The organism is Nitrosospira lacus (assembly GCF_000355765.4).
Classification (GTDB): domain Bacteria; phylum Pseudomonadota; class Gammaproteobacteria; order Burkholderiales; family Nitrosomonadaceae; genus Nitrosospira; species Nitrosospira lacus.
In genome coordinates this window covers 100,886-118,739 of sequence record NZ_CP021106.3, presented here as the reverse complement: position 1 = coordinate 118,739, position 17,854 = coordinate 100,886, and the positions used below count along the sequence as shown (strand labels likewise).

Genomic DNA, 17,854 nt, shown 5'->3' with positions numbered 1-17,854 from the left:
CCAGGATTCTGTTTTCCGGCTCCGGGATTGCGTTATCCCGCTTAATGCAACACCATTATGAACGAGACACCAGCCAGTGTGGAAATCACGCGTTACGCTTATCTTGGACCGGCAAAGAGAAATTCTGTTCAGCCGGGAGCGTCGATTTGCAGACACAGATCAAGGTCAAGAAATGTCACCAATCCTTGTGAATCATGGCACGCTGATTAAGAAAATGAACAATCAACTGCGGGAGTCAGTTTCAATCGGTGCCATGCGGACCATATCGTGCAGATTTATCGCACTACTGCTGGAATCTTTTGTCACCCGGCGCCCGATATGGTTTAATCTTGAAAACAATTCTCAGGAAATCTCAATAAATCCTTAGTGGAGCAGGTACCGGGAGATTCCTGAATAATGGATCATTCCCCGTGGAGCAGGCCTCCCATTCTAAATCCATCCATGAGTTCCCCGTTCAACACAATAGCGCTTATCGGCAAGCACAAGAATCCGGAGATTGCAGCTCCATTGCTGCGCCTGGGGCGATATCTGGAGAGCCGGGATGTGGAAGTTCTGGTGGATTGCCTTACCGCCGCGAATATAGCAGAAAACGCATATCCCGCCGTGACGATGGAGGAGATCGGCGTACGCGCCGATCTGGCGATTGTGCTGGGCGGAGATGGCACCATGCTCAATATTGCGCGAAAGCTGGCGCCTTTCGACGTGCCGTTGGTCGGTATCAATCAGGGCAGGCTCGGATTCCTTACGGATCTTTCCATCGATTCCATGGTGAAGACGCTTGGCGCCATGCTCGACGGCCAATATGTCATGGAACGGCGCATGCTGCTATATGTTGAAGTCATGCGCGATAATACATGCGTATTTGGCGCCCTGGCATTGAACGACGTCGCGGTGAACCGGGGGGTGGGTGGCAATATGATTGAGTTCGAGGTACGTATCAATGGCGAATACGTCTACTCGCTGCGTTCCGATGGTCTGATTGTGGCGACTCCAACCGGCTCTACCGCTTATGCGCTGTCGGCGGGCGGTCCGATTCTTCATCCCAGTCTGGATTTAATCGCGCTGGTCCCTGTCAGCCCGCATACACTGAGCAATCGGCCGATCGTGGTGGAACCTGATGCCATCGTGGAAATCCTGATGCATCGCACCGCGGTTGCTCGTGTTCACTCCGACAGCCATTCCCATTTCGACCTGCGGGAACATGACAGAGTGGTAGTGCAGCGCTCTCCCCACGAAGCAACCTTGCTGCATTCTGCCGATCACAGCTATTACCGAATGCTGCGCGAGAAACTTGGCTGGAGCGGTTTTCCGAGAAATCCGGTATGAACCTAAATCCGGCAGTTGATCGCTCATTTATCAGTCTATGATTGGTAGGGAATTTTGTGTCACTTGATTCTCACCTTTCGAGTGTGTCCGCTACGGGGTGGATTGCACAGTTTTTGGGGCGCATGGTTGCGTTGCAACTTCTTGGAATGGAACCACCATTCCGCATCGTTGCGCCTTGCCCTGCACCCCAAAAACCGCACACTTCACCCCGTCCAACTACCGGATTTAGGATGAATCTTTTATCATGCTGACGTTTCTGACCATTCGGGATTTTGTCATTGTCGATCGCATGGAGCTGGAGTTCGTTCCCGGTTTTACGGTACTTACAGGCGAAACGGGGGCGGGAAAATCCATTCTGATTGATGCGCTTTCACTCGTTCTGGGTGAGCGCAGCGACCCCGGCGAGGTGCGAAATGGTTGCGAGCGTGCCGAAATCAGCGCGGAGTTCGACATTAGAGAACAGCCGGAGCTGGGAGACTGGTTGCGTGACAACGGATTTGAAAGTAATGGTGATGATAGCGGCATATGCCTGATGCGCAGGATTGTGGATATTGGCGGGCGGTCACGCGGTTTTATCAACGGATATCCCGCTACCTTGCAGCAACTACGCACGGCGGGTGAAAGGCTGGTGGATATTCATGGTCAGCATGCACATCAGTCCATGTTGCGCAGCGATGCGCAACGCGATCTGCTTGATGCATTCTCGGGCAGTCATGAGTTGCACCGGACTACGGCAGAAATTTATCGCCGCTGGCAGGGCTTGCAGCAGCGGCGCATGGCCTGGGAGCAGAATGCAGCCGCCTTCATGCAAGAGCGCGAGCAATTGGAGTGGCAAGTCAACGAAATTACCGCCTTGAACTTTTCACTTGGAGAATGGCAAGCGCTGCAAGCCGATCACAGTCGTCTGGCGCATGCGGCCAGCTTGCTTGAAGCGGCACAGATGGGGCTGGAAGCGCTGTCGGAAGGAGAATCGGCCGCGCTTGCGCAAATAAACTCGGTTATTTCGCGCCTGAACAATCTGCTTGATTGCGACACTGATCTTAAAACCGTGCTTGATTTACTCGAATCGGCGCAGATTCAGTTGCAGGAAGGCGTGTATGAACTGGGACGTTATCAGCAGCGACTCGATCTCGACCCGCAACGCTTGCAGGAAATGGAAGAACGGTTATCGGCGATCCACGCCACCGCCAGAAAATATCGTGTTACTCCCGAGGAATTGCCGGATCTGTTGAGAACAGTAGGAGGGCGCCTGGAAGAACTCGGCCAGGAGGATGACGGCGAAACGTTGGCGAGGGAAGAGGCGGAAGCCCGGGATGAATATTTCCAGCTTGCAAAAAAGCTGAGTGAGGCGAGAAGAAAGGCGGCTATAGCGCTTGCGCAGCAAGTTACCTCCGCAATGCAAACCATGGCGATGTCGGGTGGGGAATTTTCGGTGGCGCTGACCCCGCTTGAACAAGGTAATGCGCATGGCATGGAGCAAATCGAATTTCAGGTTTCAGCTCATCAGGGGTTGCCGCTTCGCCCGTTGGCAAAAGTGGCATCGGGTGGTGAATTGTCGCGAATCAGCCTGGCAATACAGGTTATCACCAGCAAGCTTGGTGCGGCGCCCACACTTATATTCGATGAGGTGGATGCAGGCATAGGCGGGCGCGTGGCCGAGATTGTGGGGGGGTTGCTCAAAAAACTGGGCACCGAACGTCAAGTCATGTGCATCACCCATCTCGCACAAGTCGCAGCGGCGGCAGACCACCAATGGCAGGTCACCAAATCGGTCGATCCAGCTAATGGAGGGAAAGTATCGAGTCGGATCACCGTGCTTGAAAAGCAGGAGCGAGTCGAAGAGATTGCCCGCATGCTGGGTGGCGAGCAGATCACCGAAACTACGCGTAAACACGCGGCCGAAATGTTGCGGAACGGGTGAAATGCCCGGCCGGCGATATAGCGGTCGTGAAACGGATTCCTGTTCGTACGGAATGCCTCTCAGGCTTTGCAGTAAGAAGGAACCCAGCTACGTTCAATCATATGATTGGGCAGTTTATTAAAGTCGAAAGCGATGCCATCCTCAATCATCTGCCCAACATTGAACAAGTATTTGATTTCAGGAATGTCATTGAAAAAAAATGTATAAAAAGGTCTGACCAGCGCCTTTGAAATTTTCATGCCCAGCGGGCCGATGAAATTTCTTCGTTGTCCCACATGGGCGACTTCATCAATGGTAATTTCATCCAGAAGTTCTTTCAAACGACCGCGGACTTCCGGTTCATCAACCAATATGTCGTCAAACAGGCGGTTTAGATGAGAGTAGTAAGTTACACCCATTAATTCAGTTACAAAAGCGGGTGAGTCCATCAGGAATCCCGGAAACTTGGGAAACTGTTCGTAGATTTTTTCCTTGATTGGTCCTAAAGGTACCCACTCAACCCTGTCCAGGCCACATGTCACCAGCATTTCATTGAACAGGCGTACGTGACAGAACTCTTCGGCTAAATGCACGCGGCTGATTTTATCCTCGACCCGGCACGAATTTGCCATATCCGGAACCGAATCCCATGCGCCTTTTATCCCCACCCACTCGTGCCTGGCGAATTTGTACATCCCCGTCAGCATCAATGTCATGCGATCAAGGGAATGAAGGTCATCCTGCATTTCAACGTAGTTTCGATAAAAGCTTTCAGGATCAGCCAGTGGCTGCCGTAATTTTACCGGGTTATCCTGAAAATACTGAAGGCGGGCACGTTTCTTGGCTAGATCCCTATCATCTTCAAAAAGTTCGCCACCATGATGCTGAGTGAATTCCCAGTAATTTTCAAAATTTTCTTTTCTTTGCTGTTTTGTCGCGGGAGAGAAGATCGAACAATATTTTCCTGACTTCATAAACTTCTGCTCCTCAATAGTATTGCTAATTTAATTTCCTCCATTTCACTTGATAGTAAAAACGAACCAGAAGAATTATGGTTGACAAGATATGACTTTGTATGACTTTGATATTATGGCAAACCAAGCGTTAATTTTGCATCTTGAATCCAAATGCTGAACATAAGCCAGAATATATACGCAAGTTTACTTATATATTATTGCAGAGGAATGTCAGGTAAAAATGTCGGACTGAGGCTTGACGTGTGGTTTTGAGGTAGTTCCGGAGGCTGCTTTCTACTCTGCCAATGCCAGAAACTCCGCTCGCTGAGCGGCGTTCGTCTTCAGATCGCCGAGCATTGCGGACGTGACTGTTTCTTCCCCCACAACCGCGATCCCGCGCGACTCCATGCACATGTGACGACACCGGATTATCACACCGACCGCCTTGGGTTGCAGATGCTCAAGCAGGGATTGCGCAATCTGTTGCGTCAGGCGTTCCTGCACCTGCAGCCGTGCGGCAAAGCAGTTGACCAGCCGGGTCAATTTCGATAGCCCGACAATATGGCCGCTCGGAAGATACCCAACGGTCGCATGGCCGAAGAAGGGCGCCAGATGGTGCTCACAATGCGAGTAAACCGGTATCTGCCTGACAACAATCAATTCATCGTAGCATTCACCCCCATCGGCGAATGTCTTGAGAATCGTTGCCGGGTCTTGCTTATAACCTCGCATCCAATGCGCCCAGGCGCGGGCAACCCGGTTCGGTGTGTCGGTCAGGCCCTGACGTTCAGGGTCCTCGCCAATTGAGCGCAACAGCCGTTGCCAGTCGGCTACGCCAAATTCTGAATCGCGTGGAGTGGTCATTGTAACTTTGCCTTTATTTAGATGAAGATTGTCCAAAGTATCGACAGAGCATTTACTCACATCGGCACCCATGCCGGTTATCGGGTCTCCAGGTGCTGGCAGGAGGGTGACGCAAATGATTAATTGCGGCAGCGGGATGTGCAGAATCCGCCAATCTCTCCGTGAGAGGAAGGACGCATTTTGCAACACGTCCACATCCATGATAGCACAACATAAATGTGTAACTATTCAGTATTGATCCCTGGCTATCTATTCGGCTTGTTCAAACGTAACGATGCCATGAAATTTGCCCGCGGAGAAATAGCGCATGAAGAGCTTCTGACGCTACAAGATCGAATCCGCTTACCGCCATTCATTCCCGGATATGTTATCCGGCATATAAAATCCCGCCTCGGGTATAAGTTGTTATCACCAGACCATTTTTTGGGTTATGTTTTGGGCAGAATGAGTGAGCGTGTGATTCCCGGGTTTTCGCAAAAGCGAACCCTCCCAATTTCCGGAGTTCTTGAAATTGTGGGAGAATGGTCCCCATCCTGGGTTTTTTGCTTGCAGGACTGACAAAGGTTATTTCCTTACCAGCCAAGCGAAATAATATCTTGAACAGGGTCTTGATGGCCATTAGCGATAGTCTCAGTCAGCGAGTTAAAGAAACAACCTGTGTGGATTCAGCGAAGATACAGACAATGAAAATTGCCACATGGAATGTCAATTCCCTCAAAGTACGCCTTCCACAGGTACTCGATTGGCTCGCGGCAAATCAACCCGATGTATTGTGTCTACAGGAAACCAAGCTGCAGGACGAGAATTTCCCCATAGCGGCAATTGCTGCGGCGGGATATCAGACAATCCATACCGGTCAAAAAACTTATAACGGCGTCGCCTTGCTCAGCAAGCAACCGGGCACCGAAGTTATTACGGCCATCCCCGGATTCGACGATCCTCAGAAACGCATCCTGTCGGCGATTTACGGGGATATGCGGGTCGTTTGCATCTATGTTCCCAATGGGGAGAGCATCGAGTCGGAAAAGTATCAATACAAGTTGAAATGGCTGGCCGCGCTCAATGGCTGGCTACGGGACATGTTAAGCAGACACCAGAAGCTGGTGCTGCTGGGTGACTTCAACATTGCGCCGGAAGACTGCGATGTGCATGACCCCAAATTATGGGAAGGGCAGGTGCTGTTCAGTCTGCCGGAGCGCGATGCGTTTCGCGAAGTACTCAACCTGGGTCTTCTGGACAGCTTTCGTTTGTTTGATCAGCCGGAAAAATCCTATACATGGTGGGACTACCGCATGATGGCGTTTCGCCGTAATATGGGCTTGCGAATAGACCATATTTTGCTGAGTGATGCGCTTGCAAAACTATGCACCACGTGTGTCATAGATAAGGCAACACGCAAGCTTGACCGGCCTTCCGATCATGCTCCCGTAATGGTGGAGCTCCGGACGGAGTCGTCGGAACTTGAAACAGATCTGTAATGCCTTTCTTTTTCTTCGCGGCTAGCGCGGCTTCACGTAATAGTGCAGGGCGCGATAAGCCCCATGGAGAGGGCGCGGGAGATTGCCTGCTGACGGTTGACCACCCCCATTTTCTGCGCTGCGTTCTGGAGATGAAAAGTCACCGTTCGCTCCGAAATACTGACGATGTTGGCGATCTCCCAGCCCGTTTTACCTTCCGCCGCCCATAATAAACATTCCCTTTCCCGCTCTGTCAGGCTGATTTGCTTCAGGGGCAGGGGACCTTGGCTAAGCACGATACGCTGCACCGCCTCATGCAGATAACAGGTTAACAGTTGAGCACGGCCCATCGTCGCCAAAATGTCATCCTGTGCTTCGCGGGATTCCCGTGAGGTGGCAAGACTCAGCATTGCGGCTTCCCCGCGTCCGCCGTGTACTGAGAAACTGGCGCCGCTCACCAGGCCGGAATCCTTTGCTTCGCTCCTTACCCGGGCTTCCTTGCGTCCCTTGAAAACCTCGTTTTTCCAGATAATGGGAATGGTGGTTCTGGCGCAATGTGCCACGGTAGGATCGATACCGGCATAACCCTCTTCATCATAATGCTTGCGCCATGCTTCCGGATAACAACTGAGGATAAATCGATAAGGACGGGTAAGCGAAGTATTCACTTGCACGCCGTAAAGAAAATGCTCAAAACCCATCTGGCCGATGATGGCCGTCGTATTGGTATGCAATTCCTCCACTGTGTTGCAATTTAGCAACGATTCGAACAGGCTTAAATCAGTCATGACTTCTTCCTTTCATGAGTCATTCTCCTTTCTTCTCGAGAATCCCTTCAAGGCCACTTCATTCAGTTGGGGAAATTCTATCAAAACTTCCAATATTACAATATGTTAATTACAGATTTGTTACAGAGGCCGGAAAATTCGTAACAATCTGCTTGTTAATCATACCTTCATTCATCGCTTCTACAATATGACTATTCATCCAAATAAGATAGTCCAAATAGCCCAAAATAGCTATTTACGTAAAGTATATACTGTGGAAAGCATTTATACAGCGGGGTGGGGATTTTTATGAATACTAGGAGAATCATTCAACCTAGGGCCTGTTAACATTTATTTCGCGCCCGCGTTACTACAAAAACGCGGAGGCAAGGCGCGAAGCGCAGGCCATAGTAGGTCTATGGGCAAACGCGGCATCCGCTTTTTTTGTGCGCAACCCAAAGGGACGGGACGGATTTCATCCAGCCCTTCGTTACTCGCCGCTTACGGAGGTCTGCTCCGCCGCGCGGCTCATGCCTCGTCCTGGATGAAATCCGTCGCCGTCGCGGGTGCAAAATAAGTGTTAACAGGCCCTAGATCCTGTAGGTTTCATCGAGCATAATCGGCAAGTAATTTCGTACTACGCCAGAATTTTCTCGTATCACCACGTTTAAGGGTGAAACTTTGTGTATTGCGGCTGCCGGTACTTGTCAGCGTTAGCTGATTGAATTTGCCTTGCCTGCACATTGCCCATAAGGGCATGAACCAGTTACGCTCCAATTCTTTTAAGCTCTCACGCCAACCATAGGCATCCGCATACTGGGATTTTCCATGCAGGGAATCAAGTACGACCAGATGATTGCCGCTCACGGCGGATTGATGCCATGTCGCCGCATCCGGCGGCAGCCATAGCTGGTCAGCGCCGGACGCCAATGCGAGGGAAGCGGCAAGAACCTCATCGGTCCATACATGGGTATAGCGACTTGTCATGGATTGCGGCAGGATTCCTCCGCCCCAGAACCAGGTGCCGTTAATGGCTGGCTCGCCGTGGGCCTCGCGTGACTGGTTAAGCGGATGCTCATGCAGCAGCATCTGAATTTCGTTGAAGAGGCCGCGCCAGATTTTATTGTTCGTGCCGAATGGCAATAATTCACGCAGTCCTTTATTGGCAACCTCACTGAGCAAACGCGTTTCCACCGGTGGTATTGCCGTCACGCGTAAATACCAGCGATCAGGCCGCAGCGGCATAAATACCATCTCCTGGCCATTTTCTTCAAAATGCCGGTTAAGCAAACGGGTAAGCTGGTCTGCTTCTTCCATCGAAATTCGAAACACACGGCTGTCAGCCAGTAGGATTTGATCGTGCTCTATGTGCAGATGCACGGGATCGGCACGAACCCAGTAATCGTCTCCAGCTATTACGCTTCCCGCACCATCGGTTTCCAGGGTAATGGGGGCCACCGGCCAATCCCGCTGCTTTGACACGCCAAAAGCGCAGCAAAGCCACGCTTCGACCTCGTGCGATTTATCGTCAATGCGCAAACTTTTTGCCAGCAGATTTTCCAACCCGGGCAATGATAAATCGCGGTAAATCTCGGGCAGGGACGCATCCGGCCAGAAAAGGGAAGGTATGAATAAATGTAGATTCATTATCCTGAATCCGGCAGTCGGAGATGGGGGTGCGGAAGTGGGAGAAGGCTGATAGTGGATGGTTGCCGGATTAATGCGGGAACCCGGATGAGATAACGGTGGCGATCCGCATGGAAATCAATTGGGGGGAAACCACGCCATTCCGTGCCGGGACTTTTAGCCGCCCGCCACTGTCATCCGATCTATCAGAAGTGATCCGCACTGTTTTGAGCCACGTACTATTACATCGTTACCCACTGCGGAAATACCGAGCAGCATGTCCTTGAGGTTACCTGCAATCGTGATTTCCTCGACTGCATAACAGATTTCCCCTCCTTCAACCCAATAGCCGGCAGCTCCTCGCGAATAGTCGCCAGTAACAGGGTTCACGCCATGGCCAAGCAATTCGGTTACCAGCAGCCCTCTGCCCATTTTCTTGAGCAATGCGGAGAATTCAAGGGCGGCACCGTTATCCAGAATCAGGTTGTGATTGCCACCGGCGTTGCCCGTAGTGCGCAACCCAAGTTTACGAGCGGAATAGCTGCTGAGAAAATAACCTTGTACCACGCCATTCTCTATCAACTGGCGTTCACGGGTGGCAACCCCCTCATCATCGAACACCCCGCTCGCCAGTCCTTTCTTCAGGTGAGGCAATTCCCGGATCTGTATATCCGGCGCGAATACCTGTTTGCCAACGCTATCCAGCAGGAATGACGACTTCCGGTAAAGGCTGCCACCGCTCACGGCGCTGACAAAATGTCCCATCAGGCTCGAGGCGATCGGTGCCTCGAACAGCACCGGTACTTCACAGGTAGCAATTTTTCTTGCGCCCAGCCGCGCGACACTACGCATTCCCGCTTTCCTGCCGACACTGTCGGCCTGCTCCAGATCGACGGCATCGCGCACCGTGCTGTACCAATAATCGCGCTGCATGGTGTCATCGTGGCTTGCGATTACTGCACAACTGATGCTATGGCGAGAGGAAGGGTAGCCGCCCATGAAACCGAGACTGTTTGCATAAACAAACTGAGATTCATTCAGCGAAACACTTGCCCCCTCGGAGTTGGTGATACGCTTGTCAACCGAGAACGCGGCCGCTTCGCAGGCCTGGGCAAGCTGTATTGCCTGCTCCACTGGCAATTCCCATGGGAAGTACAAATCGAGATCGGGAAATTCCCGCGCCAATAAGTCGGCATCGGCCAATCCCGCGCAATCATCGGCGGCGGTGTACCCCGCGATGGACAGTGCCGCCGCCACGGTGTCGTTTACCGCTTGGGGCGAGAAATCCGAAGTACTCGCATGACCACGCTTCTGGCCAATATATACCGTTACCGACAGCCCTTTATCCCGGTTGTATTCAATGGTTTCCACCTCACCCCGGCGCACCGTGACATTCTGGCCGAATCCATCCGAGACATCGGTTTCGCAGGCGGTAGCGCCAGCCTTCCTGGCATGATCCAGCACATCACGCGCGATATTCTGGAGCACGGTAAAAGGATAGGAAAAATGTGGCGAAGACTTGGTGTTCTCGTTCATGGCGACTTTACGGAAGTAACATTGGATTGACTATCGAAGGGCACATCATTTTCTGGCCAAAAAGACAAGTTCGACGCGATTAAATAAGAACATCCTAAATCCAGCAGTTGACCGCTCATTTTTCAGTTTGGCGCTATGATCCACAAAGACTTCCTTTACCTTTGATCTTTGATGATTCGCTACAGAGCGGGTTGGATGATTTTTCATGGCTACGTTGCAACTCATTGGAATGGAAAGACTATTCCGCGTCGTGGCGCCTTGCTCCGCGCCCCAGAAACCATCCACTCCGCCCTGTCCAACTGCCGGATTCAGGATAATGTGTTGAATGCGCTATGATAGCAGTTTCTGATTGCCATTGAGGAACCTCTGAATAAGTCCGCCGTGGAGCGCATTGCTGGTAAAATTGGGATGATCACAAGGCGCACGACGCAGGTCGTAGTCTACGATGCCAAGGAGTGTAACGCAGTGAGCGCCCGATTTTACCAGCAACCGAAGGGGACGGGGCTTTGCGGGCGGCCCGCTTTGTCAGGCTCCTAGCGAAGGGGAGCACCATTCACGTCTTCGCCTTTCGCGCATTCCATCCCGCAAAGCCGTCGTCGTGCCCACGTGGGACTTATTCAGAGATTCCTAACAAGCCGCCATGCAAAAAAAGCCGATCAACGATTTTGGGCAGAATTCAGAGCCCGATCTCTTGCCCAGCAAGACCCGCCGCAAGCAAGAAATGCATGCCCTGCAGGACATTGGCGAACAATTGGTGCTGCTCGATGTCAAGCGACTGACCGAGTTGGCTTTGCCGGAAGCGCTCACAGACGCCATACTCGAAGCCAGACGGATACATAAGCATGAAGCCCGCCGCCGGCAGATGCAATATATCGGCAAATTGATGCGCGACGTTGATGCGGTACCTATTCTGGAAAAGTTTAATGTATGGAACGGCGCAACCGTGCAACATACCGTACGGCTTCACCTGCTGGAACGCTGGCGCGACCGCCTGCTTGCGGATGAGCAGGCCTTCGCAGAACTTGCGCGAAACTATCCTCACGCTGACTTGCAGCATTTGCGCGCGCTCGCGCGCAACGCTCCTAAGGAGAAACTCGCGAACAAGCCGCCCAGGAGCTTTCGTGCGTTATTTCAAGAATTGCAGAAGATCATTCCGGAAGAATCCGGGAAAGTCGATACAGACAATGTGGCGGCAGATGAAGGATGGGGGCACTGAGCGGACGGCAGTATTGCATGTGCCATACTCGTTGCAGCGTGCGCAGGATGGGTGGCGCGCAGCGTAACCCATCAAACCCCCACGGCGCCCCACCAATATTCCTGCCACTGGCGCGCATTAACGCGCTGTTTTCCCAGGGTTTACCGGCTTACAATGCCGGCGGTATGGAATAAAAGCCAAATGATGTATTGCGCTGCGCGCCACCCATCCTGCGTTGTGGCAAGTGCTAGAATTTGACGCCGGTGCCGACCAGTTCCGACGAAACAATCTTGTAAACGAATTCCGCTGGCTCAAGGCTATCCTGTAGATGACCGGCGACCTCAGCCTGGGGGTACATAAAAAACGGGAGTTCGCCCAACATGCTATCTTTCGCCAGGGTGACATCCCTGGCATGATTGAACGCTACCCAATTCATTTCCCATGCACCAAACAATTTCTCGCGCAGCGCGGCCACGCGCGGATTAGTAATGGGCAAATCTTCATCCAGCGCCAATTGGCGCACATCAGCGGGGTCCACAGGCACCCACCCCAGACCGGCAAGATAGAATTCAGGACGGCAGTGCTGGGCGGTGGAGACATCGCCTGATTGACCGAGCGTCTTATGCGCCGCAGACTCATCGATGCGAATTCCGTAATTATCCCTCGCGGGAACGCCTGCGGCCCGTGTGAGACCCACAAACAGGGCGTTAAGGTCGGCGCATTTTCCACCCAGATTGCCGGATTCCAGCATGGATTTGATATCACCCCGCCCGCATCCCCGCGTTGCCGGATCGCGATAGGAGTTCTCCACCACCCAATCGTATACCGCCTGGGCTTTCTTCAGCGACGTTTGGGCATTGGCTCCCTTGACGATGGATAAAGCGGTCTTGCGCACGATGCCATCCAGCGGAATATGCCTGGTCGGCTGCAAATAACGTTTCACCTCCGCGGGGATGCTGGCGGTACCATGCTCCGCATAGCGGCTCAAATCGACCACGCGATCGGTTGTCTTTATAACGCTGCTTACCGCGACGCTGCGTGGACCGGTGCCCCGCCACTCAGCATAAAACATCGGGGAGGTTGTTCCTGGTATGTTGTCAAACCGGGCGATGTCCGCGTTACCGCTCCATACACTGCCCTGGGAAAACTGATGGGCGGTATCGTTGGTATCCGGTAACGGCAGCCATAGACGCGCTTTTTTGCCTTCACTGGGAAGGTCGACTTTATAGGTCAGACGGTAGCTGCGCGATCGCGGCCGGACAGCCTGCTGACCGAATACGGATGACGGAATCGGAAATAATGCGGCGCTTACCCCACTGACCCCTGCTAGTTTGATAAAATCCCTACGCTTCATGATCTTTCCCCGCTATTCGTGCAATCTTAACAATCGAAAGCGCGAATCTAATCCTGCCTTTCGGCTAAGTCAACCGACATTTTCAACCCTCATTCCAAATTCCTTTTTTATCAATGACTCCTCCTCCCGCCGGACTGCTTCCCGCCATTGAACTCGAAACCGGGGTTCGTCCCAGTCACACGATCTTGTGGATGCATGGTCTCGGAGCCGATGGCCGCGATTTTGTTCCCATCGTGGATGAACTCGGGTTGCCTTCAAATCTTCACGTCCGCTTCGTGTTTCCACACGCGCCCATGCGGCCGGTAAGCATCAACCGGGGCTTGGTGATGCGGGCATGGCATGACTATGATGTAGTCGATCCAGATTCCGGCCTTCATGAAGAAATGACAAGCCTGCGCGATTCACAACGGGCCATCGAAGCACTGATCGACCGCGAGAAGCAGCGCGGTGTCGAGCCGGGGAATATCGTTCTGGCGGGCTTTTCCCAAGGTGGAGCCATGGCGCTGCATACCGGTCTGCGTTACCCTGAAGAACTCGCCGGCGTCATGGCATTATCGTGTTATCTGCCGGCGTCACAAACGCTCGCGGCGGAGGCGCATCGAGCCAATTCCGGCATATCGATTTTCATGGCGCACGGGAGCGCGGACAATATCGTACCCATGGCACTGGCGGCGGCTGCAAGGCGGAAGCTGCAAGAATCAGGCTACGCCGTGGAGTGGCACGAATATCCGATGGCGCATTCTGTTTGCGCAAACGAAATAGCCGATATCGGTGGTTGGCTGAAGCGGGTTCTGATATAGGCGTAGGGCACAACAAGCGCAGCGCATTACGCCGCATGTCAATCAGTCCCCTATGCAAGCATATCGCCATCATTCCCTCTTCAATCCGCTCGCTGGGTGCTCTTTTTAACTATCAGGTGAGAAGCCGAATGCGATTTCGTTTACCGGTCCAACGACTTGCGGCGCAATGCGTTTCACTTATTGGCTTCCTACAGTTTACATAGATTCCCGGCGCCGGCGCTTTGAGCGCGAAACCTGCCGCAATACGCCGTAGAGTGTGCCGCCTTTGTATTTCACTTAACCCCCGGTTCGCTGCAATCTTAACGAATTCTTGACTTGCGCCTGACGCTGCCTTCACACATACTATATTACCCTGCTAACAATAGGGTATTTCTACACATATATATATAACAGAAACGGAGGGGACTAAAATGCATGCAACCATTCACCACCTGGAACCCGGCAAACTGACGGGTCAACGGTCGAATTCCGTACTCGCAAAAGAAAATGGCACAAAACAACGGATTGCCCATGTCGATGACGATCCGGATATCCGGGATACGGTCGCGCGTATCCTGAGCGCCAATGGATATATAGTTGATAGCTACCAGACAATGGGTGATTTTGTCGAATCCTTGCGGGAATCGGGAAATCCGCCTGATCTGGCAATTCTCGATGTGATGGTCGAGACCATGGATGCCGGTTTGGAGGCCTTTGTTGAAATCCGGAAACGCCTTCCACAGCTTCACATGATATTCATGACTTCTCTCGGGGAAGAGATCCGTCCTTATTTTACAGGCATATCCGACGAATGGATTCTGATCGTGGAGAAGCCGGTGGAACCGGCCAGTTTCTTATCAATTATTCGTAACCGTCTGGATAGTGCAAGTAACGCAAAAGTTTAAAGTGGATTTTTCCTAGAGAACTTAATCATGGCGCTTGCCGAATTTTCCTGGGACACCTCGAGGAATCGTTTTGCGTTCTCCAATATCGGGGTGACCGGCTCGAAGCTCAGTGACGAAGTATTAATCGGCAACGCTCGCTGGTTTATCATTTTTCGATGGGGCGTGATTGGTATTCTCATTCTTTTTCAGATAGTAGCGGTTATTGCCTCAGATACGCTCACCGAAGCGGGCATCACTCATCAACAGGGCTGGCCGCTTGCTATCACATTGATATTATGCCTGGCAAACATTGCTTGCATCTATGCTCTGGATTCACGCCGGCAATCCCGGTACAACTCTCCGTCAATCAATATCTGGGCGCAGATTATCATCGACCTTCTATGCCTTTCGGTTGTCGTACATTTTGTTGGCAGTATCGCGACACCGGCTCCATTCTTTTATGTGCTGCACATTGCCTTATCGTGTATTTTTTTCTCGGCAATGGAAAGCCTGATCGTGGCGATCCTGGTTTGCCTCATGTATGCAATCGTTTTACTGATAGAAACTCCCCTTCTTTTTCTCTCTCCCCAATCCGTGCTGATCGCTTCCGGTACATCCGGCATAAATCCGCATAAAATTGATATCCTTTCATGGATGTTTACCCTTGATGTACTGTTTGTCATTGTCTGGTATGTGGTTTCACGGCTTGCTATCGTCGTGCGTACACGCGAGCACCAGCTCCTGGATGCTTACGAACAGATCAGCCGGGCTCAGGTCGAGAAAGACCGGTACGCGGTTCTGATGACACACCAGCTCAAGGCGCCACTCGATGCCATTCGCAGTAAAATAAACCTGATAAAGGGCGATTATTGCGGGGAAGTTTCACCTGAAATAAAGGATGTCATATTAAAGATCGATTACCGTGCTTCCGGTATGGCAGGCTTGATTCTGGATGTGCTCAAACTTGAGCGATTGAAAGCGGCTGCCCGAAGTGAAAATGCGCGGGAACATGTCAATATCGCAGCGGTCATTCACAAGTGCGTTGACAAATTAAGCCCCATCGCCAGTTCACGACAAATCGACGTCAAGGTGTCGATTGAGGATTTCGTGGTTGAAGGTATTCGCAATCAGATGGAAATTCTCTTCGAGAATATCATTTCAAATGCCATCGCCTATTCATATAATGGCGCATCCATAGAGATCGCATCGAGCATTGACAGGCAAACCTTGTCCACTGTGGTGACAGTCACCGATCACGGAATTGGAATCGGAGAAAAAGACTTGCCCCATATTTTCGATGAATATTTTTATACGCCCAGAGCCGTGCTCCACAATAGAACATCAAGCGGGATAGGGTTATCGATAGTAAAAACCGTCGCGGAAAATAACAAACTGCAAATCAAGGTTTCCAGCGAGCCCAATAGGGGGACAGCCTTTTCCGTCGTCTTTCAGGGCGTGAGAAGCGCATCGGTTGCGGAAAAAAGCGTGCAAAAACCTGGAAGTCCGGTTGTGCATCCAGCCACCCCGCAGGCGGGGTCGCTGGAACCAACCGGATAAAAAGGGGATGTTCGCTCGGAGCTATCTACTCATTCGCGGTACAGTTTGTTTGCCTGCCCTCATGAGCCGTCCCGGCCAGGTTCGGTCGGTAATTTTTTTCTCGACGTCTTAAGCTGTCCCCGCTGTATTTTGCTGTCGAGCCTCTTTGCTTGCGAGCTACGGGTGGGTTTAGTGGGTTTACGTATCTGGGGGACTTTGGCTACGCTATCAATAAGCTCATACAATCGTCTCCATGCCTCTTCGCGGTTTTTCTCCTGACTACGATACCGCTGCGCCTTGATAACGACAATCCCTTCTTTGGTAATACGCTGATCGCTCAGCTTCACAAGCCGTTCCTTGAAGATATCGGGCAGCGATGAAGCGCCAATATCGAAGCGTAAATGAATAGCGCTGGAAACCTTGTTTACATTTTGCCCGCCAGATCCCTGGGCCCGAATCGCACTTATCTCGACCTCGTTTTCGGGAATGGTAATATCCATATGAAGTTTTCTCGCTACCTTCGGGTAATTCGCGGCAGATGCAAGATCAGGGACCACAACACGTTGCGCACCTTCTGTATGCATGATCCATTATGCCTCTATATGGTCAGTGGTAGGATGGAGAGGCGGGGCGCAACCCATCATTCGGCTTTGGGCCTGGCGAGACTCACTCCTTTGGATCCTCCCAACACGGTAAAAACGGTCTCGGCGAAAATCCGAAATCCCGCGTCGCATCAGTGTGATCGAAACACAGATCGACATTCATGCGCAGCGCCATTTCCGGCGTCATGTTCCGCTTGCCGGGCATTAGCATGATGACACGTATCGCACTACGAAACAGCCACGCGGGGATACTCAGAAAACGTACGGATTTGCCAAGGGAATTAAATATTCTTTCAACCATCCGGCGGTAACTCAACGTCTCGCCGCCGCTCAGGTTATATGCCTTACAAAACGTAATAGGCTGATCAAGCGCCATGATGCATGCCCCCGCCAGATCATCGGCATGGACCGGTTGCCGTAATCCCAAGGCCTTCCCCAATAGTGGAAAGAAACCATAGCGCTGGATAAAGCGTGCGATCACCGCAATATTCTTATCGTGCACGCAATCATAAACCAGCGTCGGGCGAAATATCGTCCAATTCATTTTCAAGGCGCTGCCACGACACATAATGTCTTCTTCCGCCGTAACAAAGCGCGCTACCAACTGCTTTTCACCATCATTGGCAGACTTGGCCTTGCTGAACAGGCTGGTTGAACCAAAGCCAATCACCCGCTTGATCTGGAAGGAACTTAAAATGGGTAAAAGCGGCGGCAGCAGCCAAAGCGGGGCAAGATGAATGAGCGCCTGCGCATTAATCCTGGGCAACTGATCTGGATGACTGATATCCACCGGATGCCAAAACACCTTCTTATCAGTCTCGCCTGGCTTCTCGCGGCGATTGCGGCTGATGGCATGCACTTCGTAACCCGCATTCACCAGCCGGGGCAGCAAGAAATATCCGATGATACTGGTTGCCCCAGTCACAACGATTTTAGGAGAAGCGGGGCCAGGCATCGATTATTGATCCCGAAAAGTACCAAAGCCATACTGGCGCAAGCCGGGAATGATGAAATTCATCAGATTTTCTCGCCGGATAAATAACTAAATGCAGACTGAGCCATGAATATCATT

At 51.9% G+C, this 17,854-nt stretch carries 15 protein-coding genes; 7 read left to right on the top strand and 8 right to left on the bottom strand.

The features are described from left to right. Positions 1-441: 441 nt before the first annotated feature. Both EBAPG3_RS00520 and recN read left to right on the top strand, forming a co-directional pair. Positions 442-1,326, top strand: a complete 885-nt coding sequence (locus EBAPG3_RS00520; RefSeq protein ID WP_040853123.1) for an NAD kinase — start codon at positions 442-444, stop codon at positions 1,324-1,326. Positions 1,327-1,570: 244 nt separating this feature from the next. Beyond that, positions 1,571-3,247 (top strand): DNA repair protein RecN, encoded by a 1,677-nt coding sequence (gene recN / locus EBAPG3_RS00515; protein ID WP_004180571.1) that lies wholly within the window; start codon positions 1,571-1,573, stop codon positions 3,245-3,247. A gap of 59 nt (positions 3,248-3,306) precedes the next feature. On the opposite strand, the gene EBAPG3_RS00510 is transcribed toward recN, so the two are convergent. Both EBAPG3_RS00510 and folE read right to left on the bottom strand, forming a co-directional pair. Next, on the bottom strand, positions 3,307-4,200 hold the full coding sequence (locus tag EBAPG3_RS00510) for a hypothetical protein (protein WP_004180570.1): 894 nt from the start codon (positions 4,198-4,200) through the stop codon (positions 3,307-3,309). Between the two features lie 276 nt (positions 4,201-4,476). Beyond that, a complete protein-coding gene (gene folE, locus EBAPG3_RS00505; protein ID WP_040853186.1) occupies positions 4,477-5,046 on the bottom strand; it encodes a GTP cyclohydrolase I FolE in 570 nt (189 codons plus the stop codon). A gap of 683 nt (positions 5,047-5,729) precedes the next feature. Here folE and xth point away from each other — a divergent pair. Next, entirely contained in the window at positions 5,730-6,524 is a 795-nt protein-coding gene (gene xth, locus EBAPG3_RS00495; protein ID WP_040853185.1) for an exodeoxyribonuclease III, read from the top strand. 32 nt (positions 6,525-6,556) lie between these two features. Here the strand turns inward: xth and EBAPG3_RS00490 are convergent, their stop codons facing one another. The 3 genes from EBAPG3_RS00490 to pmbA form a co-directional block, all read right to left on the bottom strand. Then, entirely contained in the window at positions 6,557-7,291 is a 735-nt protein-coding gene (locus EBAPG3_RS00490) for a LuxR family transcriptional regulator (protein ID WP_004180566.1), read from the bottom strand. A gap of 585 nt (positions 7,292-7,876) precedes the next feature. After that, positions 7,877-8,917 (bottom strand): Regulatory protein, RpfE type, encoded by a 1,041-nt coding sequence (locus EBAPG3_RS00485; RefSeq protein ID WP_004180562.1) that lies wholly within the window; start codon positions 8,915-8,917, stop codon positions 7,877-7,879. Positions 8,918-9,073: 156 nt separating this feature from the next. Next, positions 9,074-10,432 carry a metalloprotease PmbA gene (pmbA, locus tag EBAPG3_RS00480; protein ID WP_004180561.1) on the bottom strand — a complete coding sequence of 453 codons (1,359 nt, stop codon included), beginning with the start codon at positions 10,430-10,432 and terminating at the stop codon, positions 9,074-9,076. Between the two features lie 640 nt (positions 10,433-11,072). On the opposite strand from pmbA, the gene yjgA reads away from it, so the two are divergent. Further along, on the top strand, positions 11,073-11,648 hold the full coding sequence (yjgA, locus tag EBAPG3_RS00475) for a ribosome biogenesis factor YjgA (protein ID WP_004180559.1): 576 nt from the start codon (positions 11,073-11,075) through the stop codon (positions 11,646-11,648). 226 nt (positions 11,649-11,874) lie between these two features. Here the strand turns inward: yjgA and EBAPG3_RS00470 are convergent, their stop codons facing one another. Next, on the bottom strand, positions 11,875-12,981 hold the full coding sequence (locus tag EBAPG3_RS00470; RefSeq protein ID WP_004180556.1) for a transglutaminase-like domain-containing protein: 1,107 nt from the start codon (positions 12,979-12,981) through the stop codon (positions 11,875-11,877). A 113-nt stretch (positions 12,982-13,094) separates the two neighbouring features. On the opposite strand from EBAPG3_RS00470, the gene EBAPG3_RS00465 reads away from it, so the two are divergent. The 3 genes from EBAPG3_RS00465 to EBAPG3_RS00455 all read left to right on the top strand — a co-directional run bounded on the left by EBAPG3_RS00465 (position 13,095) and on the right by EBAPG3_RS00455 (position 16,201). Beyond that, positions 13,095-13,781 carry an alpha/beta hydrolase gene (locus EBAPG3_RS00465; RefSeq protein WP_004180554.1) on the top strand — a complete coding sequence of 229 codons (687 nt, stop codon included), beginning with the start codon at positions 13,095-13,097 and terminating at the stop codon, positions 13,779-13,781. A 410-nt stretch (positions 13,782-14,191) separates the two neighbouring features. Then, positions 14,192-14,665: a response regulator transcription factor gene (locus EBAPG3_RS00460; protein ID WP_004180552.1), complete on the top strand. Its 474-nt coding sequence runs from the start codon at positions 14,192-14,194 to the stop codon at positions 14,663-14,665. A gap of 27 nt (positions 14,666-14,692) precedes the next feature. Then, positions 14,693-16,201, top strand: coding sequence for a sensor histidine kinase (locus tag EBAPG3_RS00455; protein WP_004180542.1), 1,509 nt, complete (start codon positions 14,693-14,695; stop codon positions 16,199-16,201). 59 nt (positions 16,202-16,260) lie between these two features. On the opposite strand, the gene arfB is transcribed toward EBAPG3_RS00455, so the two are convergent. Both arfB and EBAPG3_RS00445 read right to left on the bottom strand, forming a co-directional pair. Next, a complete protein-coding gene (arfB, locus tag EBAPG3_RS00450; protein WP_004180540.1) occupies positions 16,261-16,764 on the bottom strand; it encodes an alternative ribosome rescue aminoacyl-tRNA hydrolase ArfB in 504 nt (167 codons plus the stop codon). A gap of 82 nt (positions 16,765-16,846) precedes the next feature. After that, complete coding sequence (locus EBAPG3_RS00445; RefSeq protein WP_040853121.1) at positions 16,847-17,737, bottom strand: NAD(P)H-binding protein; 891 nt, start codon at positions 17,735-17,737, stop codon at positions 16,847-16,849. Positions 17,738-17,854 lie beyond the last annotated feature (117 nt).